Origin of the sequence: Pantoea sp. Lu_F5_004 (genome assembly GCF_051136245.1) — a bacterium.
Lineage (GTDB): Bacteria > Pseudomonadota > Gammaproteobacteria > Enterobacterales > Enterobacteriaceae > Pantoea > Pantoea agglomerans.
Map to the genome: position 1 here is coordinate 77,429 of NZ_CP194946.1, position 24,908 is coordinate 102,336.

Genomic DNA, 24,908 nt, shown 5'->3' on the forward strand with positions numbered 1-24,908 from the left:
CCACATCATGGAAAAGAGGTGACAAAATGAAAAAACACGCTGCAATTCTGGCCGTCGTAATGCTGGCTTCTGCCCCGGTTTTCGCTGCACAGCAGGGTGGATTTGTTGATCCCAGTGCGCCAGCCGCACAGACGCAGGCAGCAGCCGGTCAGGGCGGTTTCAGTGCCGATCACACCAGTGTGGTGACCGTAAAGCAGGCTGAAGAGATGAAAGATGACAGCTGGGTCACCGTGCGCGGTAAGCTGGAGAAACAGATCGGCAACGAAGATTATCTGTTCCGCGACCAGACCGGCACCATGAAAGTCGAAATCGACCACAAGCACTGGAACGGCCAGACTATCTCACCTAAAGACAACGTTGAGCTGACGGGTGAACTGGATAAAGATTTCAACAGCATTGAGATGGACGTTAAGCAGGTTAAGAAACTGCCTTAATCCTCTCCTCCGGGGCCGCATTCGCGGCCCTTTTTTCTGCCCGTTCCCTGACTTAATACAAATTTCTCCCCGCGTGAGCGAAACGTTTCGATAACGATCACAGATTTCTTCTTTGCCGGTTGAGTTGATGGCGGCTTTTCATACACTCCTGACAGCGAAACGTTTCGCTGTGGAGTGAAAAGATGAAAAAAGGTCGCTTGTTAAACGCTGAACTCTCTCATGTGATTGCCCGCCTGGGACACACGGATACGCTGACGATTGCTGATGCAGGCTTGCCGATTCCGGCCGGACCGCAGCGCATCGATTTAGCGCTCACGCCGGGTACGCCTGATTTTATGCAGGTGGTTAATGCTGTCGTACTGGAGATGCAGGTAGAGAGCGCCCTGATCGCGGAAGAGATTAAGCAGCATAATCCGCAACTTCATAGCGCGCTTGTCGCCGTGCTCGAAGCCTTGCAACAGCACCAGGGGAATATCATCACCATCAGCTACACCAGTCATGAACAATTCAAACAACAAACGCAGCGTAGTCAGGCGGTCATTCGCAGCGGAGAGTGCTCTCCGTTTGCGAATGTCATCCTCAGCGCCGGTGTGACCTTCTGAGGCCGCTATGCAACCTTTACTGCAACTCGACGGCATTGAAAAATCCTTTCCGGGTGTGAAAGCCCTCAAGGGGGCGTCGCTGAATGTCCGGGCAGGACGCGTGATGGCGCTGGTGGGCGAGAACGGCGCAGGCAAGTCCACGATGATGAAAGTGCTGACCGGCATCTATCAATATGATACCGGTACGCTGCGCTGGCTGGGCAAAGAGACCCGTTTCAGTGGGCCGAAAGCGTCTCAGGAAGCGGGTATTGGCATCATTCATCAGGAACTGAACCTGATCCCTCAGTTAACCGTGGCGGAGAATATTTTCCTCGGCCGCGAATATGTCAGCCGTTTTGGCCGTATCCAGTGGCCGCGTATGTATGCCGAAGCCGATGCGCTGCTTAAACGGCTTAATCTGCGCTTCAACAGCCACAAGCTGGTGGGGGATTTGTCGATTGGCGATCAGCAGATGGTCGAAATCGCCAAAGTCCTGAGCTTTGAGTCGCAGGTGATCATCATGGATGAGCCGACCGATGCGCTGACTGATACCGAAACGCTGTCGCTGTTCCGGGTGATCAACGAACTGAAAGCGCAGGGCTGCGGCATCGTCTATATCTCGCATCGCATGAAAGAGATCTTTGAGATCTGCGATGACGTCACGGTGTTCCGCGACGGTCAGTTTATTGCTGAACGCCCGGTCAGCGAGCTGACGGAAGAGAGCCTGATCGAAATGATGGTCGGCCGTAAGCTGGAAGATCAATATCCCCATATTGATCAGGCACCAGGCGACGTGCGGCTGAAAGTGGAGAACGTCAGCGGACCGGGCGTGGATAACGTCAGTTTCAGCCTGCGTAAAGGTGAAATCCTCGGCGTTTCCGGCCTGATGGGCGCGGGACGTACCGAACTGATGAAGGTGCTTTACGGCGCCCTGCCGCGTCGCGAGGGCACACTGTGGCTCAATGGTCGGGAAGTAGTGACGCGCTCACCGCAGGATGGGCTGGCTAACGGCATCGTCTATATCTCCGAAGATCGTAAGCGCGATGGCCTGGTGTTGGGCATGTCAGTTAAAGAGAACATGTCGCTGACAGCGTTAGGCTATTTCAGTCACGGCAGCGGCACGCTGAAACATGCGGCAGAGCAGCTGGCGGTGGGCGATTTTATCCGGCTGTTTAACGTTAAAACGCCTTCAATGGAGCAGCCCATTGGTCTGCTTTCGGGCGGCAACCAGCAGAAAGTGGCGATTGCCCGCGGTCTGATGACCCGGCCTAACGTACTGATTCTGGACGAACCGACACGCGGTGTGGATGTCGGCGCGAAGAAAGAGATCTATCAACTGATTAACCAGTTTAAAGCCGAAGGGCTGAGCATCATTCTGGTCTCCTCGGAAATGCCGGAAGTGCTGGGCATGAGCGATCGGATTCTGGTGATGCATGAAGGCCGTATCAGCGGCGAATTTACCCGAGAAGAAGCCACTCAGGAGAGCCTGATGGCAGCCGCCGTAGGCAAGCAACACAGCGAGGATTTAGTGGTATGACGACCCAAACTTTACCTGCCAGCCGTCGCTGGTTTAGCAAAAGCTGGCTACTGGAACAGAAGTCGCTGATTGCGCTGATGGTGCTGATCGCTGTGGTGGCCAGCCAGAGCCCGAACTTCTTTACCGTGGCGAACCTGTTCAACATTCTGCAGCAGACCTCGGTTAACGCCATTATGGCGGTCGGGATGACGCTGGTGATCCTCACTTCTGGTATCGATCTCTCTGTGGGATCGCTGCTGGCCCTGACGGGCGCGGTGGGTGCATCGCTGGTGGGCATGGAGGTGAATGCCCTGGTCGCGGTGGCGGCGTCGCTGGCGCTGGGAGCGGCAATCGGTGCCCTGACCGGCACCATTGTGGCGCGCGGCAAGGTGCAGGCGTTTATCGCCACGCTGGTCATGATGCTGCTGCTGCGCGGTGTCACCATGGTCTACACCGACGGCAGTCCGGTTAACACGGGTTTTAATGCCAATGCCGATCTGCTGGGCTGGTTTGGTATTGGTCGTCCGCTGGGTATCCCTGCGCCGGTCTGGCTGATGGCGCTGGTCTTTATTGCTGCCTGGTACATGCTGCAGCACACCCGTCTGGGTCGCTATATCTATGCGCTTGGCGGTAATGAAGCGGCAACGCGTCTCTCCGGCATCAATGTGAATCGCGTCAAAATCATCGTCTATTCCCTGAGTGGCATGCTGGCGGCGCTGGCAGGCACCATTGAAGTGGCGCGTCTTTCTTCGGCACAGCCGACAGCGGGCACCGGCTATGAGCTGGATGCGATTGCTGCGGTCGTGCTGGGCGGAACCAGCCTGGCAGGCGGTAAAGGGCGTATTTTCGGCACCCTGATTGGCGCACTGATCCTCGGCTTCCTGAACAACGGCCTGAACCTGATGGGCGTCTCTTCGTACTACCAGATGATCGTTAAGGCGGTAGTAATCCTGCTGGCGGTGCTGGTAGATAATAAAAGCAGTAAATAACTCTGACCTTACACAGGATGACATGATGAAAAAGTTAACCGCACTGGCCGTGATCCTTGGCGCAACGCTCAGTACCAGCGCTATGGCCAAAGATACTATCGCGCTGGTGGTTTCAACCCTGAACAACCCGTTCTTTGTTTCGCTGAAAGAGGGTGCGCAGAAAGAAGCGGACAAACTGGGCTACAACCTGGTGGTGCTGGATTCACAGAACAACCCGGCTAAAGAGCTGGCTAACGTGCAGGATCTGACGGTTCGCGGCACCAAACTGCTGCTGATCAACCCAACCGACTCTGATGCTGTGGGCAATGCGGTGAAGATGGCTAACCAGGCGAACATCCCGGTTATCACGCTGGATCGCGTTGCGGCACAGGGTACCGTTGTCAGCCACGTCGCTTCCGATAACCGTTTCGGCGGTAAAATGGCCGGCGACTTCATCGCCAAAAAGGTCGGCGAAAACGCCAGAATTATTGAACTACAGGGCATTGCCGGGACTTCTGCCGCCCGTGAGCGTGGCGAAGGCTTCAAACAGGCCGCTGATGCGCACAAATTCCAGATCCTCGCCAGCCAGCCTGCCGATTTTGACCGTACCAAAGGTCTGAACGTCATGCAGAACCTGCTTCAGGCACACCCGGACGTTCAGGCCGTATTCGCTCAGAACGACGAAATGGCGCTGGGTGCACTGCGTGCGCTGCAGACCGCCGGTAAAACCGGTGTGATCGTCGTTGGTTTTGACGGTACTGCCGATGGCGTTAAAGCGGTAGAAGGTGGCAAACTGTCTGCGACCGTGGCACAGATGCCAGACAAAATTGGCATGATCGGCGTAGATACCGCTGATAAAGTGCTGAAGGGTGAAAAAGTGAAGGCGATCAACCCGGTCGACCTGAAGCTGGTCACTCAATAACTCAAAGAAAAGCAGGGCACTGCGCCACCCTCCTGGTGGCGCACTTATTCCGGACTCCCCTAATGAGCAAAAACGCAAAACTGGCCGTTCTTGGCAGCATTAACGCTGACCACATCCTTAATCTGGCGCACTTTCCTCGTCCCGGTGAAACGGTGATCGGGCAGAATTATCAGATTGCGTTTGGCGGTAAGGGTGCGAATCAGGCTGTCGCCGCCGGTCGTGCTGGTGCCGATATCGCATTTATCGCCTGTGTGGGCGCTGACGACATTGGTGAACGTGTTCGTCAGCAACTGGCCCGGGACAATATTGATACTACGCCGGTCGAAGTGGTTGAGGGTGAGTCGACCGGTGTGGCGATGATTTTCGTCAATGGCGACGGTGAGAACAATATCGGCATTTACTCCGGTGCAAACGCGGCGTTAACACCCGCCTGCGTGACACGCCATCAGCAGGTTATCGCCGACGCCAATGCACTATTGATGCAGCTGGAATCACCGCTGGAAAGTGTGCTGGCCGCCGCGACGCTTGCCCGACAGCATCAGACGCAGGTTATTCTCAATCCTGCACCCGCCACCCAGCTTTCAGATGAACTGCTGGCGTTGATCGACATTATTACCCCGAATGAAACTGAAGCCGAGAGTCTGACCGGCATTGCGGTCAGCAACGATGAAGATGCCGCCCGTGCTGCGGCAGTACTGCATGCGAAAGGTATCGGCACGGTACTGATTACTCTGGGTCGCCGCGGTGTCTGGCTGAGCGAGCAGGGAGAAGGTCAGCGTATTGCTGGCTTCAGCGTTAAAGCTATCGACACCATCGCGGCGGGCGACACCTTTAATGGCGCCTTTATTACCGCGCGGCTGGAGCAGAAAACGATGTATGACGCGGTGCGGTTTGCCCATGCCGCCGCTGCTATCGCCGTTACGCGCTCGGGTGCGCAGCCCTCCGTGCCGTGGCGCGCCGAGATCGATGAATTTTTGCAGCAGCAGGGCTAAGCATTTGAGCACCATGAAAGATGTCGCTCGCCTGGCGGGCGTCTCTACCTCCACTGTCTCGCACGTTATCAATAACAATCGTTTTGTTAGTGAAGGCGTGCGCGAAAAAGTTGAGCAGGCCATCCGCCATCTGAACTACGCCCCCTCTGCGCTGGCGCGCAGTCTGAAAATCAATCAGACGCACACGATCGGTATGTTGCTGACCACCAGTAGTAACCCATTTTATGCCGAAGTGGTGCGGGGCGTGGAGGAGAGCTGCTATCAGCGTGGCTACAGCCTGATTCTCTGTAACACGGCAGGCGATGAAGAGCGGATGAACCGCAGCCTGGAAACGCTGATGCAGAAGCGCGTCGACGGTTTATTGATCATGTGTACGGAAAGCCACCTGCCCTCGGCCGACATTCTGAACCGTTATCCCTCTATACCTGCCGTTATGATGGACTGGGCGCCGTTTGAAGGCCGTGGTGACATTATTCAGGATAACGCGCTGCTGGGCGGGGAGATGGCGACTCAGCATCTTATCGACAGTGGTTATACCCGCATCGCCTGTATCGCCGGTCCACAGGACAAAACCCCGGCTCGTATGCGTCTGGAAGGTTATCGCAACGCCATGACAAAGAGTGGCCTGGCGATTCTGCCCGGCTATGTGGTGAATGGTGACTTTGAATTCCAGGGAGGCTACAACGGGATGGTCGAACTGCTGGCGCTGGAAACGCCGCCGGAAGCGGTTTTCACCAGCAACGATGCCATGGCGGTGGGCGTTTATCACGCACTCTATCAGGCCGGCATGCAGGTTCCGCAGCAGATGGCGGTAATGGGATATGACGATATCGAACTGGCGCGCTATCTCACTCCGCCACTGAGTACCATTCATCAGCCGAAAGATGCGCTGGGTGAACTGGCAATAGACACCCTGCTCCATCGTCTCAGCAATCCCGACGCCAGTCAGCAAACGCTGGTGCTGACGCCGGAACTGGTGGTGCGTGGATCGGTTTAGCGCTTTTTCTTTTTGTCGCGATTACTGATCAGATTACGACCATCACCGTTTTTCAGCAGCATAAAGGTCAGCGCCGACAGTACTGTTACCACGCCCATGGTCAGAAACGTGGCGTGGAACTGTGAAATGGTGCTGGTTTCAAACTCCTGGTAGAAGCGCAGCACCGCGGCGCTGACGGCCACACCAAAACTGATTGCTAGCTGCTGAGTCACGGCCAGCACGCTGTTACCGCCGCTGGCGTTATCATCATTCAGATCGGCCAGGGTGATGGTATTCATGGCGGTAAACTGCGTAGACATGGCCATGCCGAGAATAAACAGCGGAAGTAATAGCACAATGATGCTTTCAGCGGGCGACTGCAGAGAGAAGCTGGCGATCAGAATGCCAATAATGGCGGTAATGCCAACCAGCAGGCGGCGGTAACCCAGCCAGCGCAGCAGTTGCGTCACAGTCGACTTCGCCAGTATTGAACCAATGGCGATGGGTGCCATCATGCAGCCCGCGATAATCGCTGAATAACCAAAGCCGACCTGCAACATGAGCGGCATCAAAAAGGGCACACAGCCGGTGCCAAGACGTGACGCGATGTTGCCACCGATGCCCACTGAGAACGTCCGGGTTTTAAACATCGGCAGATTGATCAGTGGCGAAGGGTGATTTCGGGCATGCACTATATAAAGAAGCAAAAGCACAATCCCGCTGAGTAATATCCCGCCCGCCAGCCAGGCGGAAACAATCCGCTCGCCAAACAGCTCAATCCCAATCGAGATCATCACCAGTCCGGCCCCAAACAATAAGAAGCCGAAAAAGTCGAAGCGGCGCTTCGGCGTGGTGAAGTCCGGCATATATTTGCGTGCGTAGATAATGCCGAGAATGCCAATCGGGATATTAATCAGGAAGATCCAGTGCCAGGTCGCGTAGGTCACCAGCACCCCGCCCAGCATTGGACCCAGTATCGGGCCAACTAATCCCGGCATGGTGACAAAGTTGAGCACCGGCAACAGCTCACTGCGCGGATAGGCGCGTAACAGCGCCAGCCGCGCGACCGGCATCATCATTGCACCACCGACGCCCTGTATGATGCGCGAGATGACCAGTACCTGGAGTGTGGGAGAAAGTGCACAAGCCAGCGAGCCGAGGGTGAACAGCGAAACGGCAACGATAAACACCTTGCGCGTGCCGTAGCGATCGGCGAGCCAGCCGCTGACCGGAATCAACATAGCGACAGTCAGGGTGTAACTGATGACGGCGGATTGCATGGCCAGAGGAGAACGGTCGAGGCTGGTGGCGATAGCGGGCAGGGCTGTATTCAGTATGGTGGCGTCGAGTGACTGCATGAAAAAGGCCATGGCAGCTATCCATGGCAAACCAGCCATGCTGCGCGCGGATTTTATCATTGAGTGTCCTTCCTGGGGTTATCCTGCGAGAAGAAGCAAAATAATAGCACCCGCATTAAGCAACGGCAGGTCTCTTTACAACGTTTAATGGCGATTTTTGTGCGTTATTCCTTCATGAAACGTCTCTTTTTAAGCCGTTCGTTTAAAAAAGATGCGCTCAGCAAATTAATTCAAAGAAACGCTTGTCAGCCCGCGGAAACTCCCTATAATGCGCCTCCATCGACACGGAACACCGGCAACGGGAAACGGGTTGAGAGGCACAGGAGACTGCGCCGCCGGAGAAAAACTTCTGAGAAAGAGGTTGACTCTGCAGGAGGAAAGCGTAATATACGCCACCTCGCGACAGGACGCTAACGCACTGTTCGCACTGCTCTTTAACAATTTATCAGACAATCTGTGTGGGCACTCGCAGGATTGATATCAGCGTCTCCGGACGTAAAAAATATCAAGCCTCACGAGTGAACACATAATGAAATTCATTATGACGTTTTACAGATGAGCACCGCTTAACTTGTTTAAGCAAATCAAACTTAAATTGAAGAGTTTGATCATGGCTCAGATTGAACGCTGGCGGCAGGCCTAACACATGCAAGTCGGACGGTAGCACAGAGAGCTTGCTCTTGGGTGACGAGTGGCGGACGGGTGAGTAATGTCTGGGGATCTGCCCGATAGAGGGGGATAACCACTGGAAACGGTGGCTAATACCGCATAACGTCGCAAGACCAAAGAGGGGGACCTTCGGGCCTCTCACTATCGGATGAACCCAGATGGGATTAGCTAGTAGGCGGGGTAATGGCCCACCTAGGCGACGATCCCTAGCTGGTCTGAGAGGATGACCAGCCACACTGGAACTGAGACACGGTCCAGACTCCTACGGGAGGCAGCAGTGGGGAATATTGCACAATGGGCGCAAGCCTGATGCAGCCATGCCGCGTGTATGAAGAAGGCCTTCGGGTTGTAAAGTACTTTCAGCGGGGAGGAAGGCGACGGGGTTAATAACCCTGTCGATTGACGTTACCCGCAGAAGAAGCACCGGCTAACTCCGTGCCAGCAGCCGCGGTAATACGGAGGGTGCAAGCGTTAATCGGAATTACTGGGCGTAAAGCGCACGCAGGCGGTCTGTTAAGTCAGATGTGAAATCCCCGGGCTTAACCTGGGAACTGCATTTGAAACTGGCAGGCTTGAGTCTTGTAGAGGGGGGTAGAATTCCAGGTGTAGCGGTGAAATGCGTAGAGATCTGGAGGAATACCGGTGGCGAAGGCGGCCCCCTGGACAAAGACTGACGCTCAGGTGCGAAAGCGTGGGGAGCAAACAGGATTAGATACCCTGGTAGTCCACGCCGTAAACGATGTCGACTTGGAGGTTGTTCCCTTGAGGAGTGGCTTCCGGAGCTAACGCGTTAAGTCGACCGCCTGGGGAGTACGGCCGCAAGGTTAAAACTCAAATGAATTGACGGGGGCCCGCACAAGCGGTGGAGCATGTGGTTTAATTCGATGCAACGCGAAGAACCTTACCTACTCTTGACATCCAGCGAACTTTCCAGAGATGGATTGGTGCCTTCGGGAACGCTGAGACAGGTGCTGCATGGCTGTCGTCAGCTCGTGTTGTGAAATGTTGGGTTAAGTCCCGCAACGAGCGCAACCCTTATCCTTTGTTGCCAGCGATTCGGTCGGGAACTCAAAGGAGACTGCCGGTGATAAACCGGAGGAAGGTGGGGATGACGTCAAGTCATCATGGCCCTTACGAGTAGGGCTACACACGTGCTACAATGGCGCATACAAAGAGAAGCGACCTCGCGAGAGCAAGCGGACCTCACAAAGTGCGTCGTAGTCCGGATCGGAGTCTGCAACTCGACTCCGTGAAGTCGGAATCGCTAGTAATCGTGGATCAGAATGCCACGGTGAATACGTTCCCGGGCCTTGTACACACCGCCCGTCACACCATGGGAGTGGGTTGCAAAAGAAGTAGGTAGCTTAACCTTCGGGAGGGCGCTTACCACTTTGTGATTCATGACTGGGGTGAAGTCGTAACAAGGTAACCGTAGGGGAACCTGCGGTTGGATCACCTCCTTACCTGAAGATACCTTCCCGCGCAGTGTCCACACAGATTGTCTGATAAAAAAGTAATGAGCAGGACGGCTGCGAAGTCGTGACACTTTTGTGTCCCCTTCGTCTAGCGGTTAGGACTCCGCCCTTTCACGGCGGCAACAGGGGTTCGAATCCCCTAGGGGACGCCACCTGCTTGGTGACAGGTGAAAGGTGTCTCCATACAGTATCTCAAAACCGATTTGGTTGCGTAAGCAGCCGGGCCGCGTTTGAGATATTTGCTCTTTAACAATCCGGAACAAGCTGAAAATTGAAACGACGCAGCGCGTCATTCCTCCGTAATAAGGAATGACTCAGCGATGCGTTCGAGTCTCTCAAATGCTTGCAGCACGCAGCGTTGTAAAACGCCTGTGGGTTGTGAGGTTAAGCGACTAAGCGTACACGGTGGATGCCCAGGCAGTCAGAGGCGATGAAGGACGTGCTAATCTGCGTAAAGCGACGGTAAGGTGATATGAACCGCTACAGCCGTCGATGTCCGAATGGGGAAACCCGGTGCACTCTGTGCATCATTGCAGCATGAATACATAGTGCTGCAAGGCGAACCGGGGGAACTGAAACATCTAAGTACCCCGAGGAAAAGAAATCAACCGAGATTCCCCCAGTAGCGGCGAGCGAACGGGGAGCAGCCCAGAGCCTGAATCAGTTTGTGTGTTAGTGGAAGCGTCTGGAAAGTCGCAGGGTACAGGGTGATACTCCCGTACACAAAAGCACACATGCTGTGAGCTCGATGAGTAAGGCGGGACACGTGGTATCCTGTCTGAATATGGGGGGACCATCCTCCAAGGCTAAATACTCCTGACTGACCGATAGTGAACCAGTACCGTGAGGGAAAGGCGAAAAGAACCCCGGCGAGGGGAGTGAAACAGAACCTGAAACCGTGTACGTACAAGCAGTGGGAGCCCTCTTTATGGGGGTGACTGCGTACCTTTTGTATAATGGGTCAGCGACTTATATTCTGTAGCAAGGTTAACCGTATAGGGGAGCCGCAGGGAAACCGAGTCTTAACTGGGCGTTAAGTTGCAGGGTATAGACCCGAAACCCGGTGATCTAGCCATGGGCAGGTTGAAGGTTGGGTAACACTAACTGGAGGACCGAACCGACTAATGTTGAAAAATTAGCGGATGACCTGTGGCTGGGGGTGAAAGGCCAATCAAACCGGGAGATAGCTGGTTCTCCCCGAAAGCTATTTAGGTAGCGCCTCGTGAACTCATCTTCGGGGGTAGAGCACTGTTTCGGCTAGGGGGCCATCCCGGCTTACCAACCCGATGCAAACTGCGAATACCGAAGAATGTTATCACGGGAGACACACGGCGGGTGCTAACGTCCGTCGTGAAGAGGGAAACAACCCAGACCGCCAGCTAAGGTCCCAAAGTCATGGTTAAGTGGGAAACGATGTGGGAAGGCACAGACAGCCAGGATGTTGGCTTAGAAGCAGCCATCATTTAAAGAAAGCGTAATAGCTCACTGGTCGAGTCGGCCTGCGCGGAAGATGTAACGGGGCTAAACCATGCACCGAAGCTGCGGCAGCGACACTATGTGTTGTTGGGTAGGGGAGCGTTCTGTAAGCCGTCGAAGGTGTGCTGTGAGGCATGCTGGAGGTATCAGAAGTGCGAATGCTGACATAAGTAACGATAAAGCGGGTGAAAAGCCCGCTCGCCGGAAGACCAAGGGTTCCTGTTCAACGTTAATCGGAGCAGGGTGAGTCGACCCCTAAGGCGAGGCCGAAAGGCGTAGTCGATGGGAAACAGGTTAATATTCCTGTACTCGGTGTTACTGCGAAGGGGGGACGGAGAAGGCTATATCAGCCGGGCGACGGTTGTCCCGGTTTAAGCGTGTAGGCGGAGCGTCCAGGTAAATCCGGACGCTTGTTAACGCTGAGGCGTGACGACGAGGCACTACGGTGCTGAAGTGATAAATGCCCAGCTTCCAGGAAAAGCCTCTAAGCATCAGGTAACACAGAATCGTACCCCAAACCGACACAGGTGGTCAGGTAGAGAATACCAAGGCGCTTGAGAGAACTCGGGTGAAGGAACTAGGCAAAATGGTGCCGTAACTTCGGGAGAAGGCACGCTGGCGCGTAGGTGGAGGGACTTGCTCCCCGAGCCGAAGCCAGTCGAAGATACCAGCTGGCTGCAACTGTTTATTAAAAACACAGCACTGTGCAAACACGAAAGTGGACGTATACGGTGTGACGCCTGCCCGGTGCCGGAAGGTTAATTGATGGGGTTATCCGCAAGGAGAAGCTCTTGATCGAAGCCCCGGTAAACGGCGGCCGTAACTATAACGGTCCTAAGGTAGCGAAATTCCTTGTCGGGTAAGTTCCGACCTGCACGAATGGCGTAATGATGGCCAGGCTGTCTCCACCCGAGACTCAGTGAAATTGAACTCGCTGTGAAGATGCAGTGTACCCGCGGCAAGACGGAAAGACCCCGTGAACCTTTACTACAGCTTGACACTGAACATTGAGCCTTGATGTGTAGGATAGGTGGGAGGCTTTGAAGCGCGGACGCCAGTTCGCGTGGAGCCAACCTTGAAATACCACCCTTTAATGTTTGATGTTCTAACGTAGGCCCGTAATCCGGGCTGCGGACAGTGTCTGGTGGGTAGTTTGACTGGGGCGGTCTCCTCCTAAAGAGTAACGGAGGAGCACGAAGGTCAGCTAATCACGGTCGGACATCGTGAGGTTAGTGCAATGGCATAAGCTGGCTTGACTGCGAGAGTGACGGCTCGAGCAGGTGCGAAAGCAGGTCATAGTGATCCGGTGGTTCTGAATGGAAGGGCCATCGCTCAACGGATAAAAGGTACTCCGGGGATAACAGGCTGATACCGCCCAAGAGTTCATATCGACGGCGGTGTTTGGCACCTCGATGTCGGCTCATCACATCCTGGGGCTGAAGTAGGTCCCAAGGGTACGGCTGTTCGCCGTTTAAAGTGGTACGCGAGCTGGGTTTAGAACGTCGTGAGACAGTTCGGTCCCTATCTGCCGTGGGCGCTGGAGAATTGAGGGGGGTTGCTCCTAGTACGAGAGGACCGGAGTGAACGCACCACTGGTGTTCGGGTTGTCATGCCAATGGCATTGCCCGGTAGCTAAGTGCGGAAAAGATAAGTGCTGAAAGCATCTAAGCACGAAACTTGCCCCGAGATGAGTTCTCCCTGACTCCTTGAGAGTCCTGAAGGGACGTTGAAGACTACGACGTTGATAGGCCGGGTGTGTAAGCGCAGCGATGCGTTGAGCTAACCGGTACTAATGACCCGTGAGGCTTAACCTTACAACGCCAGAGGCGTTTTTGAGAGACACAATTTTCAGCCTGAACCGGATATATCTGCGCGGCCTTACGGGCGGCGCGGAGACAGAATTTGCCTGGCGGCTTTAGCGCGGTGGTCCCACCTGACCCCATGCCGAACTCAGAAGTGAAACGCCGTAGCGCCGATGGTAGTGTGGGGTCTCCCCATGCGAGAGTAGGGAACTGCCAGGCATTAAATAAGTGAAGAAGCCCCGCACGGAAGTGCGGGGCTTTTTTACGTCCGCAGATCGTGAAAAACTGCATCACAACATCCATTTCAGCCTTTCTCAAGCCAGTCAGCAATGAAGTCTGCAACGCTGTCCGGACGATTTATATCCAGAACTGGCACGTTCAGAGTTAATTTCTGGTCGCTGGCGACAGCGATCACCTGCTCATCAAGCAGTTCCTCGATCCCACCCTTGATCCCGGCACGCCATAAAACAATTTTAGGTACGGGTTCATCCTTGAAGCCTTCGACCAGCACGACCTCAAGTGTAGCGTGATCCATGCGGCTGAGCAGATAAGGCAGATTAATCGACTGCTTTTCCGGCGTCTCACACATCAGTGCCCATCGCTCTGAACTGGCCACTATTACCTGACTGGCACCCGCTTTTCTGAGCAGATAGCTATCTTTGCCAGGCGTATCCACATCCATCTGATGATGGGTATGTTTAATCAATCCTGCGCGGATACCTTTAGCGCCGAGAATCGGTATCACCTGCTGCAATAGCGTCGTTTTCCCGGTTCCACTCCAGCCCACAATGGCAAGTATAGGTAATGACATGTCAGCCTCTGTTGTTCAGGTCATCAGGCGTATTGATATTGCGGAAGGCAGCCTCATCATCATCCATCCGGACAGCATGGCCACCGTGGTCGCGCAGAAAATGCATAAGACGTCGTTCACCAGCCTGAAGATAGTCATAAAGAGGTGCAGCCATTTCCCGATGAATCAGCGCCAGCGTAGGATGATCGCGCGACTGTGAACGTACCCAGACTGCCGGCGCCTCACCGCGTTGATCGACCAGTTTTTCCACGAAGTTGAGCGGTATTGCAGGCGTATCACAGGAGCAAAAAGCGGCCCATTCACCATCGATGGCGAGCAACCCACTGTAGATACCGGCCAGCGGACCGGGATAATCCTCAAAGACGTCCTGCACCACGCGGCATCCGCTTAACTGATAGCGATCAATATTACGATTCGCATTAATCATGACAATGTCGACTTGTGGCCTGAGCCGTTCAAGGACATGCTGATAAAGCGGCCTGCCATCCAGCTGTACTAATCCTTTGTCCTGACCACCCATACGGCGGCCCTGACCACCGGCCAGAATGATGCCGGTTAACATTGTCATGACTGTGCCCTCGCTGATGACGCACTGTGAAAGGAGAAATCTGAATGAAATGCCATCGTTTAAACGAGTTAATCGAGTTGCTGCAACCCGCCTGGCAAAAAGAGCCAGATCTTAATCTGGTCACATTTTTGCAGAAACTGGCTCAGGAATCTGGTTTCCGTGGCCCATTAAGTGAATTAACCGATGATGTATTAATTTACCATCTCAAGATGCGTGACTCAGCCAGCGATGATGAGATCCCAGGCCTGAAAAAAGACTATGAAGTTGATTTCAAAACAGCACTGCTCCGCGCACGGGGTGTCATTAAACAGGACGAGTAGTGTTATCCTTGGCTGCTATTTGCAAGGGCAACTACAGGTAACATGATGAGCGACGCTGCTTTTAATTTCCAGACATTGAATCCCGACGTGTTGCTTGATGCGCTCTGGGAAACAGGAATTCGCGTCGAATCGGGTCTGACAGCCCTGAACAGCTATGAGAACAGGGTTTATCAATTCAGCGACGACGAAAAACGCCGCTATGTTGCGAAGTTTTATCGCCCACAGCGCTGGCGTGCCGAACAGATTGCTGAAGAACATCAGTACGCACTTGATCTGCTGGCTGATGAAGTGCCCATCGCGGCGCCGCTGCGGTTAAAGGGTGAGACATTGCACAGTCACGCTGGCTTCTTCTTTGCCGTATTCCCCAGCCTGGGCGGACGGCAATATGAGACAGACAACGAAGATCAGATGGAGTGGGTAGGCCGCTTCCTGGGCCGCATTCATCAGACCGGGCGTAAAGCGCTGTTCAGGCATCGGCCTGCCATCGGTCTGGATGAATATCTGCATGAACCCCGGCAGGTGCTGGAGCACTCTCTGTTAGTGCCTGCATCGCTTAAAGTTGCACTGCTACAGGCTATCGATAAGCTGGGAAACACGCTGCAACAACAGTGGCACACCACGTGGCAGCCGCTACGATTACATGGCGACTGCCATCCGGGTAATATCCTGTGGCGTGACGGACCGCTGTTTGTCGATCTGGATGATGCCCGTAATGGCCCTGCTGTGCAGGATCTCTGGATGCTGATCAGCGGCGATCGTCAGGAACAGCGAATTCAATGGGATATACTGCTGGAGGCGTACAGTGAGTTCAGTGATTTTGATATTAATGAATTGTCACTGATTGAACCTTTACGCGCCATGCGCATGGTTTATTATCTGGCCTGGGTTGTCCGACGCTGGCAGGATCCCGCTTTTCCGCGCGCTTTCCCCTGGATGACAGATGAAGATTTCTGGCGCAGGCAAATTTCACTCTTTACCGAGCAGGAGAAGCTGTTGCAGGAACCTCCTCTGCAGCTGACACCGCAATATTAATGACGTAGTCAGGAGAATTTTTCACGATGAAAAAAATTTGGTTTGCACTGATGGGTTTAGTGCTGGCATTCAGCGCATCTGCTGCCCAGTTCACTGAAGGTAAACAATATGTGAGTCTGCCTAAACCTGTGGCCGGCGAACCTCAGGTGATGGAGTTCTTCTCCTTCTTCTGCCCGCACTGCTATCAGTTTGAACGTATTTATCACGTCAATGACGCGGTGAAAAAGAATCTGCCTGCTGACACTAAAATGGTGAAATACCACGTCGATTTTCTCGGTGGAGATCTGGGGCCGGTTGTGACCCAGGCCTGGGCTGTCGCGATGGCGCTGGGCGTTGAAGATAAAGTGACAGCACCGATCTTCGATGGCATTCAGAAAACGCAGACCATCACCGATCCTGCCAGTCTGAAAGAGACCTTTGTCAAAGCGGCCGGTATTTCCGCAGCTGACTATGATGCTGCCTGGAACAGCTTCGCCGTAAAAGCGCTGGTTGCGCAGCAGCAAAAAGCCGCTGCTGATGTTGATCTGCGTGGTGTGCCAGCTATTTTCGTGAACGGCAAATACATGGTTAACAACGGCGGTCTGGATACCAGCTCTATGGATAATTTCGTCGCGGACTATGCGAACGTGGTTAAATTCCTGGTAAGCCAGAAGTAATCAGCCTCACACCCCGTTAAACGCCAGCTCTGCTGGCGTTTTTTTTATGCCTTTGAACAACGGGCCAATTTTTGTCCATCTCCAGGGCATAAATTTAATATCCACACAAGGGATCGCGCTATTAAAAATAGCGATCGGGTCACGGAAATTAAATAAGCCAATGAAATTTATGATTTTTATTCAGGTGCCGATTATTTATTTTCCTGAAAAACAGCGCGTTATAATTTTTACGCACAAAGTTATCCACAGAACGATCGTTGCGATCCTGTCCCCAAAAGCGTGAAAAACACCAGACGTGGCACGCCTTAGTTCACCATTTCTGCCTGGTTGTGGCATCCTTATAGCCCAACTCATAGCAACGAAGACTACACAGACTTATGGCGCAAATAGCAGAAAATCCCCTGATTCTGGTCGATGGCTCATCCTATCTTTATCGCGCGTATCACGCGTTTCCGCCGCTGACCAACAGTGCAGGTGAACCCACTGGCGCCATGTACGGCGTGCTCAACATGCTGAAAAGCCTGCTGGCGCAATACAATCCGAGTCACGTTGCTGTGGTGTTCGATGCCAAAGGCAAAACCTTCAGAGACGAGCTGTTTGAGCATTACAAATCTCACCGTCCCCCGATGCCTGACGAGCTCCGTGCACAAATTGAGCCACTGCATGAGATGGTGCGGGCGATGGGGCTGCCGTTGCTGGCTGTGAGCGGCGTCGAGGCTGATGATGTCATCGGTACGCTGGCGCTGGAAGCGGAGAAAAAGGGTCTCTCAGTGCTGATCAGCACCGGCGACAAAGATATGGCGCAGCTGGTCACGCCCGCCATCACGCTGATTAACACCATGAGCAACACCATTCTGGGACCAGAAGAGGTTGAGCAGAAATATGGTGTTCCACCCGCATTGATCATCGATTTCCTTGCCATGATGGGTGATAGCTCCGATAACATTCCTGGCGTGCCAGGCGTCGGTGAGAAAACGGCACAGGCGTTGCTGCAGGGGCTGGGCAGCATGCAGACGATCTATGACAATCTGGACAAAGTGGCCGATCTCGGATTTCGTGGTGCCAAAACCATGGCGACCAAACTTGAGCAGAATCGTGATGTGGCGTTTCTCTCTTATCAGCTGGCGACCATTAAGACAGACGTTGAGCTGGCGCTGCCCTGTGAAGAGCTCACAGTCACTGAACCCGATACAGAGGCATTGCAGGCCCTGTTCAGTCGTTACGAGTTCAAACGCTGGCTGAGTGACCTGCAGGACGGTAAATGGCTGCAGGGCAAAAAGAGCACTACGCAGGCGCAAAAAGCGCTGGCTGATGCACCGGCCCCGGTGGCTGAAACCAGCAGCGTGTTACCGACCGAGGGTTATGTCACCATTCTGGATCAGGATCTCTTTGATAGCTGGCTGGAGAAGCTGAAAAACAGCGAAGTTTTTGCGTTTGATCTGGAGACCGACGCGCTGGATACCCTGAGCGCTAACATCGTCGGCATCAGCTTCGCGGTGGCGCCCGGTGAAGCCGCCTATCTGCCGGTTGCCCATGACTATCTTGATGCGCCTGATCAACTGGATCGCGCCACCGTTCTGGCACAGCTCAAGCCCCTGCTGGAAGATGAGAGCGCCTGGAAAGTTGGCCAGAACCTGAAATACGATCGCGGCGTGCTGAAAAACTACGACATTGAACTGGCCGGTATCAAATTCGACACCATGCTTGAGTCCTATATCCTCAACAGCGTGGTGGGCAAACATGACATGGATAGCCTGGCCGCTCGCTGGCTTAACCATAAAACCGTGACCTTCCAGGAGATCGCCGGTAAAGGTAAAAATCAGCTGACGTTCAATCAAATCGCGTTAGAGCAGGCATCCCATTACGCTGCCGAAGATGCAGATGTGACTTTGCAGCTGCATCTGAAGATGTGGCCAGAGCTGGAGAAAGAAGCGGGACCGAAAAAAGTCTTCGAACAGATCGAGATGCCGTTACTGACGGTGATTTCCCGCATAGAGCGCAACGGTGTGCTGATCGATCAGTCTATTCTGGCGCAGCACTCGAAAGAGCTGACGGCCCGACTGGCTGAGCTTGAGTTAAAAGCGCATGAGCTGGCGGGGGAACCCTTTAACCTCTCATCCACCAAGCAGCTTCAGGTGATCCTGTTTGAAAAACAGGGCATCAAACCCACGAAGAAAACACCAGGCGGCGCGCCGTCAACCAGCGAAGAGGTGTTAGCCGAGCTGGCACTTGATTATCCGTTGCCCAAAGTGATTCTGGAGCATCGCGGCTTATCCAAACTTAAGTCTACTTACACGGATAAATTACCGCTGATGATTAATCCGATCAGTGGCAGGGTACATACCTCTTATCATCAGGCCGTCACCGCAACCGGACGCTTATCCTCTGCCGATCCGAATCTGCAAAACATTCCGGTGCGTAATGATGAAGGACGCCGAATCCGTCAGGCATTTGTTGCGGCCAAAGGCCATCGCATTGTGGCGGCAGACTATTCACAAATCGAACTGCGTATCATGGCGCATCTCTCTCAGGACAAAGGATTACTGGACGCTTTTGCCCAGGGCGAAGATATCCACCGCGCGACGGCATCCGAAGTGTTTGGCGTGGCGCTGGATAAGGTCAGCGGCGAACAGCGTCGCAGCGCCAAAGCGATCAACTTTGGTCTGATTTATGGCATGAGCGCCTTTGGTCTGTCGCGTCAGCTGAATATCGGTGCGGGTGAAGCGAAAAAGTATATGGATCTCTACTTTGAACGCTATCCGGGCGTCCTGCGCTATATGGAGAACACACGCCAGCTGGCGGCGAGTAAAGGCTATGTCGAAACGCTGGAAGGCCGTCGGCTGTGGCTGCCCGATATTAAATCCGGTAACGCCATTCGCCGGAAAGCCGCAGAACGTGCCGCGATCAATGCGCCGATGCAGGGAACGGCAGCGGATATCATCAAGCGGGCAATGATTGCCGTGGATAACTGGCTGGAACAGCAAAACGACAATGCCGTCAGAATGATCATGCAGGTTCACGATGAATTGGTGTTCGAAGTCAAAGCCGAGGCGGTTGAAGAGGCGAGCCAGAAAATCCGTGCGCTGATGGAAGGTAGCGTACAGCTCGACGTACCTTTACTGGTTGAGGTCGGTGTGGGTGACAACTGGGATGAAGCCCACTGATTCGATGCGTGTGGTCGGTTCTGAAGAACAGAATCGGCCCTGAATCAGGTATAAGAAAATCGTTTAGTTGCCCGGTTTAGCGCGGTCAACGCTGGCACGGAGAGAAAGCGCTTTTCTAACTGCTTATCGCCTAAACACTTTTTTCGTCATTAAACTACATCACAACGCTATTTTTGTGACGTGCATGGTAAAAAAAGTCCTGTTTGATGTAAGTAAGCAACAAAAAAGCCTTTGTCACGCACAGAAAATCAGGTAAAGTTCGTCGCGTAGGGTACAGAGGTAAGATGTTCTATCTTTCAGACCTTTTACTTCACGTAATCGGATTTGGCTGAATTTAGCCGCCCCAGTCATTCTGTGACTGGGGCGTTTTTTATTGGGCTTTTTGTACCGTCAGCGTCACCGGCACAGGGTTTCCACTCACTCTTCCGCGTCCTGATCTTCAACCGCCGGTTCAAGCGTATTAAACCAGCTGTCCAGCTTCTGACGAACCTTATCCACGCCGATTTTCTTCAGCGATGAGAAGAGTTCTACCTGCACATCACCAACAAATTCGAGTGCGGCTTCACGCACGACATTGAGCTGCGCTTTACGGGCACCTGAGGCCAGTTTGTCTGCTTTAGTGAGAAGCAACAGCACCGGAATGCCACTTTCCACTGACCACTGAATCATCTGCCGGTCGAGATCTTTCAGCGGATGGCGGATATCCATCAGGATAACCAGTCCTTTCAGCGCCTGACGTTTTTGCAGGTATTCACCTAACGCGCGCTGCCACTTCAGCTTCATCTCTTCCGGGACTTCGGCATAACCGTAACCGGGCAGGTCGACCAGACGCTTACCTTCTTTCACTTCAAACAGGTTAATCAGCTGCGTACGTCCCGGCGTTTTACTGGTACGCGCCAGACCCTTCTGATTGGTTAACGTATTCAGCGCACTCGATTTTCCCGCGTTCGAGCGGCCAGCGAAAGCCACTTCAATTCCGGTATCGGCAGGCAGATGGCGGATATCCGGCGCGCTCATGACAAAGTGGGTAACGTGATAATTCAATTCAGACAAGGTGACACTCCAGAAAACGCATTAAGGCAATGCGGGCGATTATACGCGTTATGACGCGAAAGTGCTCAATCGCATCTCGGTAACAAACTTTGTAAGAGATTTGCCATTAACGGTGCGGGTTATTTCGCTTTTTACTTTAATTACTAAAAATAAAAAAATATGTAATTCAATGCCTTGATGTTAATCGTTCTTTTTTTGAACTAACTATTTTTGACACTGACTTGAGGCTTTTACCAGTTGGTCTACATTAGTGTGCAGTGCACGGCAGCACACATCAGGATGATGCGCTCAGGGATACCAGGAGGGTTATGAGCGATGGAGTGGAAAGGGGTCAGGGATGCGGCCAGACAGGGATAAGGAATAGCTCAGGAGTTGAGCAGGCGCGGGATTAACCGGGATGTTACGAGCCGAAAAGGATTTAAAACATGATTCCTTCTTATGAAGGTATGAAATAAGGCGACAGCTTGAGCTGTCGCCTTTTTTCTTTGTCTACTTTCTGCTAGATTTCGCCGCAATTCTATACTGAATAAAAAAAGCCGGGACCGAATACTATGAAGCAACCTGCACGAGCTGCTAACGGCAAACCTGCCGTCAAAGCCAAACGCAAATCGCGTGACGATATCAACCATGAAGCACGCGATCGCAAACGTGATAAAAAGCATCGCGGACATGCATCTGGCAGCCGTGCTAATCCGGCTGCGTCCGAAAACAATGGCGGACGTCAGGCGGACAGCGTGAAAGATCCGCGCATCGGGAGTAAAAAACCGGTGGCCCTGATCGCTGAAGGAAAAACCGCCGCCGTTAAACCAAAGAAAAGCGCAGAAAAACCAGCAGCAGAGAAGAAAGTGCGTCTGACACCAGAAGAAGAGCTGGCGAAGCTGGAAAATGACGAACGTCTGGATGCGTTGCTGGATCGCCTGGAAAATGGCGAAACGCTGTCGGCTGAAGATCAGGGCTGGCTGGATGCCTCGCTGGATCGTATCGACGAACTGATGGAGCAGTTAGGCATTGTGATGGATGATGCCGAAGATGAGCAGGCTGAAGAAGATATGTACCGTCTGCTGAAAGGCAACTAAGCAAATTTGATCGGCATGCGTTATCCGCATGCCGCGCTTAACAGGTAAACGACAATGTTTTGGCCTGGATCAATTTTCGCGCTGCTGGCGACATGTTATCTGCTGTGGTTATTGTTTAAACTACGACGCCTGTCGCGTCTGAAGCAACGTTTACGTCGGGTCTCATCCCGCTCACCTTTTGTCTCCTCTTCTTCGCGACCTTCTCTCAGACGACGTTCCCGGAAGGAGTGAGCATGCCATCGCAGCAGATTGAGTGGGATCAGGCGTTAATTGAAAAGTACAATTATGCCGGCCCGCGTTACACCTCCTATCCCACTGCGCTGGAGTTCAGCGAGCAGTACGCCGAAAACGACTTCCAGCGTGCCGTGGCGCGTTACCCTGATCGTCCGCTGTCGCTCTATGTCCATATTCCCTTCTGCCATCGTCTCTGTTACTTCTGCGGCTGCAATAAGGTAGTGACGCGTCAGCGCCACAAAGCGGACCGCTATCTGGATGTGCTTGAGCAGGAGATTATTCAGCGTGCGCCGCTGTTTCGTCAGCGTCAGGTCACGCAGCTTCACTGGGGCGGCGGCACGCCAACCTTCCTCGACAATGCGCAGATTTCCCGGCTGGTGGGTTTACTGAAGCAGCATTTCAGCGTGGCCGATGATGCCGAAATGTCGATCGAAGTGGATCCCCGGGAAATTGCGCTGGATGTGATTGATCACCTGCGATCGCTGGGATTTAATCGTCTGAGCATGGGGGTGCAGGACTTCAACAAATCGGTGCAGGAGCGGGTTAACCGGGTACAGGATGAAGAGGTGATTTTCGGTCTGATGGCGCGTGCCCGTGAACAGGGGTTCAGCTCGACCAGCATTGACCTGATCTATGGTTTACCCCTGCAGACGCCCGCCAGCTTCGCCTGGACGCTGGAGCGTGTACTGGCGCTGAGCCCGGATCGTCTTAGCGTCTTTAACTATGCGCATCTGCCGGCGATGTTCGCGGCACAGCGTAAAATCAAAGAGGATGAACTGCCATCGGCTCAGCAAAAGCTGGATATTTTACAGCAGACCATCGCAACCCTGACTCAGCAGGGCTACCAGTTCATTGGAATGGATCACTTTGCGAAGCCGCAGGATGAACTGGCCATCGCGCAGCGCAAAGGGCAGCTGCATCGCAATTTCCAGGGATATACGACGCAGGGCGACAGCGATTTGCTGGGGCTTGGCGTCTCTGCCATCAGCATGATTGGCGACAGTTATGCGCAGAACCAGAAAGACCTTAATACCTGGTACAATTGTGTGGAACAGCAGGGAAATGGCCTGTGGCGTGGCATCGCCTTAACCGACGATGATTGCCTGCGTCGTGACGTGATAAAAACGCTGATTTGTAACTTCTCGCTGAGTTTTGCCGCGACAGAAGCACAGTGGGGCATTCGCTTTGGCGACTATTTTGCTGAGGATCTGGCGCTGCTGAAACCGTTGATAGCTGATGGGCTGGTGGAACAAACCGCTACGGGGCTGGAGGTGACGGGGATTGGCCGGTTACTGATCCGCAATATCTGCATGTGCTTTGATCGCTATCTGCGTCAGAAAGCGCGTCAGCAGCAGTTCTCCCGCGTTATCTGAAGAAACGGGCTGGCAGACTGCACCAGCCCGTACTGAACCGCTTATTCCATGCCCAGCTCTTTGAGCTTGCGCGTCAGCGTGTTTCGTCCCCAGCCCAGCAAACGTGCCGCTTCCTGTTTGTGGCCCTGCGTATGACGCAGCGCAGTGGTGAGCAGCGTTCGCTCCATCTCCGGCTGTGCTTCTGACAGCAGATTCTGATGACCGGAACGCAGAGCGCGATCGGCCCACTGTGCCAGCAGCGTTGCCCAGCTGTCAGGCAGCGACTGCACCGGATTCTCCGGCGTACTGGATTCAAACAGTTCTCCGGGCAGGTCCTGAATCAGGACTTCCTGACCCGCAGCCATCACGGTCAGCCAGCGACAGGTGTTCTCCAGCTGACGCACGTTTCCTGACCAGTGCAGTCGGGTTAACGCTGTCTCGGTTTCCGGATGCAGAATCTTCGCTTCCACACCCAGCTCACGCGCCGCCACCTGCAGGAAATAACGCGCCAGACGCGGGATATCCTCACGACGCTCACGCAGCGGCGGCAGATGCACACGAATCACATTCAGGCGGTGAAACAGATCCTCACGGAACTTGCCTTCCTGTACACGTAATTCCAGATTCTGGTGGGTCGCCGCGATAATACGCACATCCACTTTGACCGGCGCATAGCCACCAACGCGATAGAACTGGCCATCGGCCAGCACGCGCAGCAGACGGGTCTGCACATCCAGCGGCATATCACCGATCTCATCCAGAAACAGCGTGCCGCCATCCGCCTGCTCAAAACGGCCCTGACGGATCTGGTTCGCCCCGGTAAAGGCGCCTTTTTCGTGACCAAACAGTTCTGATTCAATTAAATCTTTGGGGATCGCCGCCATGTTGAGCGCGATAAAGGGCGCTTTGGTGCGTGGGCTGTGGCGATGCAGCGCATGGGCCACCAGCTCTTTACCGGTACCGGACTCGCCGTTGATCAGCACACTGATCGACGAGCGCGATAATCGCCCGATGATGCGGAACACATCCTGCATCGCGGGCGCTTCACCGATGATATCGGTGGTGGGTCCGCTGACCGGCTGATTACGTGGCTGCTGCTGCTCCTGATAATGGCTGATAGCACGCTCGACCAGCGCAACCGCTTCATCGATATCAAACGGCTTAGGCAGGTAATCAAAGGCACCCTGCTGATAGGCGCTGACGGCAGCGTCCAGATCAGAATGCGCCGTCATTATGATGACCGGAAGCATCGGATGACGCTGTTTAATCTGTTTCAGCAGCGCCAGGCCATCCATACCGGGCATGCGAATGTCTGACAGTAAAACGTCCGGGGTCTTGGTTGAGAGGGCATCCAGCACCTCGCTTGCGCTGTCAAAAGTCGCACAGCTCAAACCGGCTCCAGTGAGCGCGCGTTCAAGCACCCAGCGGATGGAGCTATCGTCATCGACGATCCAGACTATCCCTCGTTGCATA

At 53.9% G+C, this 24,908-nt stretch carries 18 protein-coding genes, 1 tRNA gene and 3 rRNA genes; 17 read left to right on the top strand and 5 right to left on the bottom strand.

Annotation, left to right across the window (positions count from 1 at the left end):
* Positions 1-26 precede the first annotated feature (26 nt).
* The 7 genes from ACR8BN_RS00355 (at position 27) to rbsR (ending at position 6,410) form a co-directional block, all read left to right on the top strand.
* On the top strand, positions 27-434 hold the full coding sequence (locus ACR8BN_RS00355) for a YgiW/YdeI family stress tolerance OB fold protein (protein WP_010258845.1): 408 nt from the start codon (positions 27-29) through the stop codon (positions 432-434).
* A gap of 182 nt (positions 435-616) precedes the next feature.
* A complete protein-coding gene (gene rbsD / locus ACR8BN_RS00360; RefSeq protein ID WP_031590980.1) occupies positions 617-1,036 on the top strand; it encodes a D-ribose pyranase in 420 nt (139 codons plus the stop codon).
* Between the two features lie 7 nt (positions 1,037-1,043).
* A complete protein-coding gene (gene rbsA, locus ACR8BN_RS00365) occupies positions 1,044-2,552 on the top strand; it encodes a ribose ABC transporter ATP-binding protein RbsA (protein ID WP_039390329.1) in 1,509 nt (502 codons plus the stop codon).
* On the top strand, positions 2,549-3,520 hold the full coding sequence (gene rbsC / locus ACR8BN_RS00370; protein ID WP_010258841.1) for a ribose ABC transporter permease: 972 nt from the start codon (positions 2,549-2,551) through the stop codon (positions 3,518-3,520). The genes rbsA and rbsC overlap by 4 nt, the downstream gene beginning before the upstream one ends.
* 25 nt (positions 3,521-3,545) lie before the next feature.
* Positions 3,546-4,421, top strand: coding sequence for a ribose ABC transporter substrate-binding protein RbsB (gene rbsB / locus ACR8BN_RS00375; RefSeq protein ID WP_031590976.1), 876 nt, complete (start codon positions 3,546-3,548; stop codon positions 4,419-4,421).
* A 62-nt stretch (positions 4,422-4,483) separates the two neighbouring features.
* On the top strand, positions 4,484-5,413 hold the full coding sequence (gene rbsK, locus ACR8BN_RS00380; RefSeq protein ID WP_039390327.1) for a ribokinase: 930 nt from the start codon (positions 4,484-4,486) through the stop codon (positions 5,411-5,413).
* Between the two features lie 4 nt (positions 5,414-5,417).
* Positions 5,418-6,410 (top strand): ribose operon transcriptional repressor RbsR, encoded by a 993-nt coding sequence (gene rbsR, locus ACR8BN_RS00385; RefSeq protein ID WP_373995254.1) that lies wholly within the window; start codon positions 5,418-5,420, stop codon positions 6,408-6,410.
* Here the strand turns inward: rbsR and mdtD are convergent.
* Positions 6,407-7,807: a multidrug transporter subunit MdtD gene (gene mdtD, locus ACR8BN_RS00390; protein ID WP_031590970.1), complete on the bottom strand. Its 1,401-nt coding sequence runs from the start codon at positions 7,805-7,807 to the stop codon at positions 6,407-6,409. The genes rbsR and mdtD overlap by 4 nt on opposite strands.
* Positions 7,808-8,339: 532 nt before the next feature.
* Between mdtD and ACR8BN_RS00395 the strand changes: the two genes are divergently transcribed.
* From ACR8BN_RS00395 to rrf, 4 genes are all read left to right on the top strand, one after another.
* A 16S ribosomal RNA gene (locus tag ACR8BN_RS00395) occupies positions 8,340-9,879 on the top strand.
* An 89-nt stretch (positions 9,880-9,968) separates the two neighbouring features.
* Positions 9,969-10,043: transfer RNA gene (locus tag ACR8BN_RS00400), tRNA-Glu, on the top strand.
* Positions 10,044-10,273: 230 nt separating this feature from the next.
* A 23S ribosomal RNA gene (locus tag ACR8BN_RS00405) occupies positions 10,274-13,181 on the top strand.
* 91 nt (positions 13,182-13,272) lie between these two features.
* Positions 13,273-13,388, top strand: a 5S ribosomal RNA gene (gene rrf, locus ACR8BN_RS00410).
* Together the 16S, 23S and 5S rRNA genes with 1 tRNA gene alongside form the textbook arrangement of a ribosomal RNA operon.
* A gap of 85 nt (positions 13,389-13,473) precedes the next feature.
* Here the strand turns inward: rrf and mobB are convergent.
* Complete coding sequence (gene mobB / locus ACR8BN_RS00415) at positions 13,474-13,980, bottom strand: molybdopterin-guanine dinucleotide biosynthesis protein MobB (protein ID WP_083070688.1); 507 nt, start codon at positions 13,978-13,980, stop codon at positions 13,474-13,476.
* A gap of 1 nt (position 13,981) precedes the next feature.
* Complete coding sequence (mobA, locus tag ACR8BN_RS00420; protein ID WP_115758601.1) at positions 13,982-14,548, bottom strand: molybdenum cofactor guanylyltransferase MobA; 567 nt, start codon at positions 14,546-14,548, stop codon at positions 13,982-13,984.
* Between the two features lie 44 nt (positions 14,549-14,592).
* On the opposite strand from mobA, the gene ACR8BN_RS00425 reads away from it, so the two are divergent.
* From ACR8BN_RS00425 to polA, 4 genes are all read left to right on the top strand, one after another.
* On the top strand, positions 14,593-14,868 hold the full coding sequence (locus ACR8BN_RS00425) for a YihD family protein (RefSeq protein ID WP_033759287.1): 276 nt from the start codon (positions 14,593-14,595) through the stop codon (positions 14,866-14,868).
* 45 nt (positions 14,869-14,913) lie between these two features.
* Positions 14,914-15,900: a serine/threonine protein kinase gene (locus ACR8BN_RS00430; RefSeq protein ID WP_010258460.1), complete on the top strand. Its 987-nt coding sequence runs from the start codon at positions 14,914-14,916 to the stop codon at positions 15,898-15,900.
* A gap of 26 nt (positions 15,901-15,926) precedes the next feature.
* A complete protein-coding gene (gene dsbA / locus ACR8BN_RS00435) occupies positions 15,927-16,556 on the top strand; it encodes a thiol:disulfide interchange protein DsbA (protein WP_031591931.1) in 630 nt (209 codons plus the stop codon).
* Positions 16,557-16,933: 377 nt separating this feature from the next.
* The gene (gene polA / locus ACR8BN_RS00440; protein WP_163658197.1) at positions 16,934-19,720 is read left to right on the top strand and encodes a DNA polymerase I; all 2,787 of its coding nucleotides are present in this window, start codon (positions 16,934-16,936) and stop codon (positions 19,718-19,720) included.
* Between the two features lie 417 nt (positions 19,721-20,137).
* On the opposite strand, the gene yihA is transcribed toward polA, so the two are convergent.
* Complete coding sequence (gene yihA, locus ACR8BN_RS00445) at positions 20,138-20,773, bottom strand: ribosome biogenesis GTP-binding protein YihA/YsxC (protein ID WP_010258448.1); 636 nt, start codon at positions 20,771-20,773, stop codon at positions 20,138-20,140.
* Positions 20,774-21,324: 551 nt separating this feature from the next.
* Here yihA and yihI point away from each other — a divergent pair.
* Together yihI and hemN are read left to right on the top strand one after the other, a co-directional pair.
* Positions 21,325-21,849, top strand: coding sequence for a Der GTPase-activating protein YihI (gene yihI, locus ACR8BN_RS00450; RefSeq protein ID WP_010258445.1), 525 nt, complete (start codon positions 21,325-21,327; stop codon positions 21,847-21,849).
* Positions 21,850-22,082: 233 nt separating this feature from the next.
* Positions 22,083-23,456 carry an oxygen-independent coproporphyrinogen III oxidase gene (gene hemN / locus ACR8BN_RS00455; RefSeq protein WP_275102641.1) on the top strand — a complete coding sequence of 458 codons (1,374 nt, stop codon included), beginning with the start codon at positions 22,083-22,085 and terminating at the stop codon, positions 23,454-23,456.
* A 41-nt stretch (positions 23,457-23,497) separates the two neighbouring features.
* On the opposite strand, the gene glnG is transcribed toward hemN, so the two are convergent.
* On the bottom strand, positions 23,498-24,907 hold the full coding sequence (gene glnG / locus ACR8BN_RS00460) for a nitrogen regulation protein NR(I) (protein WP_010258440.1): 1,410 nt from the start codon (positions 24,905-24,907) through the stop codon (positions 23,498-23,500).
* Between the last annotated feature and the right edge of the window lies 1 nt (position 24,908).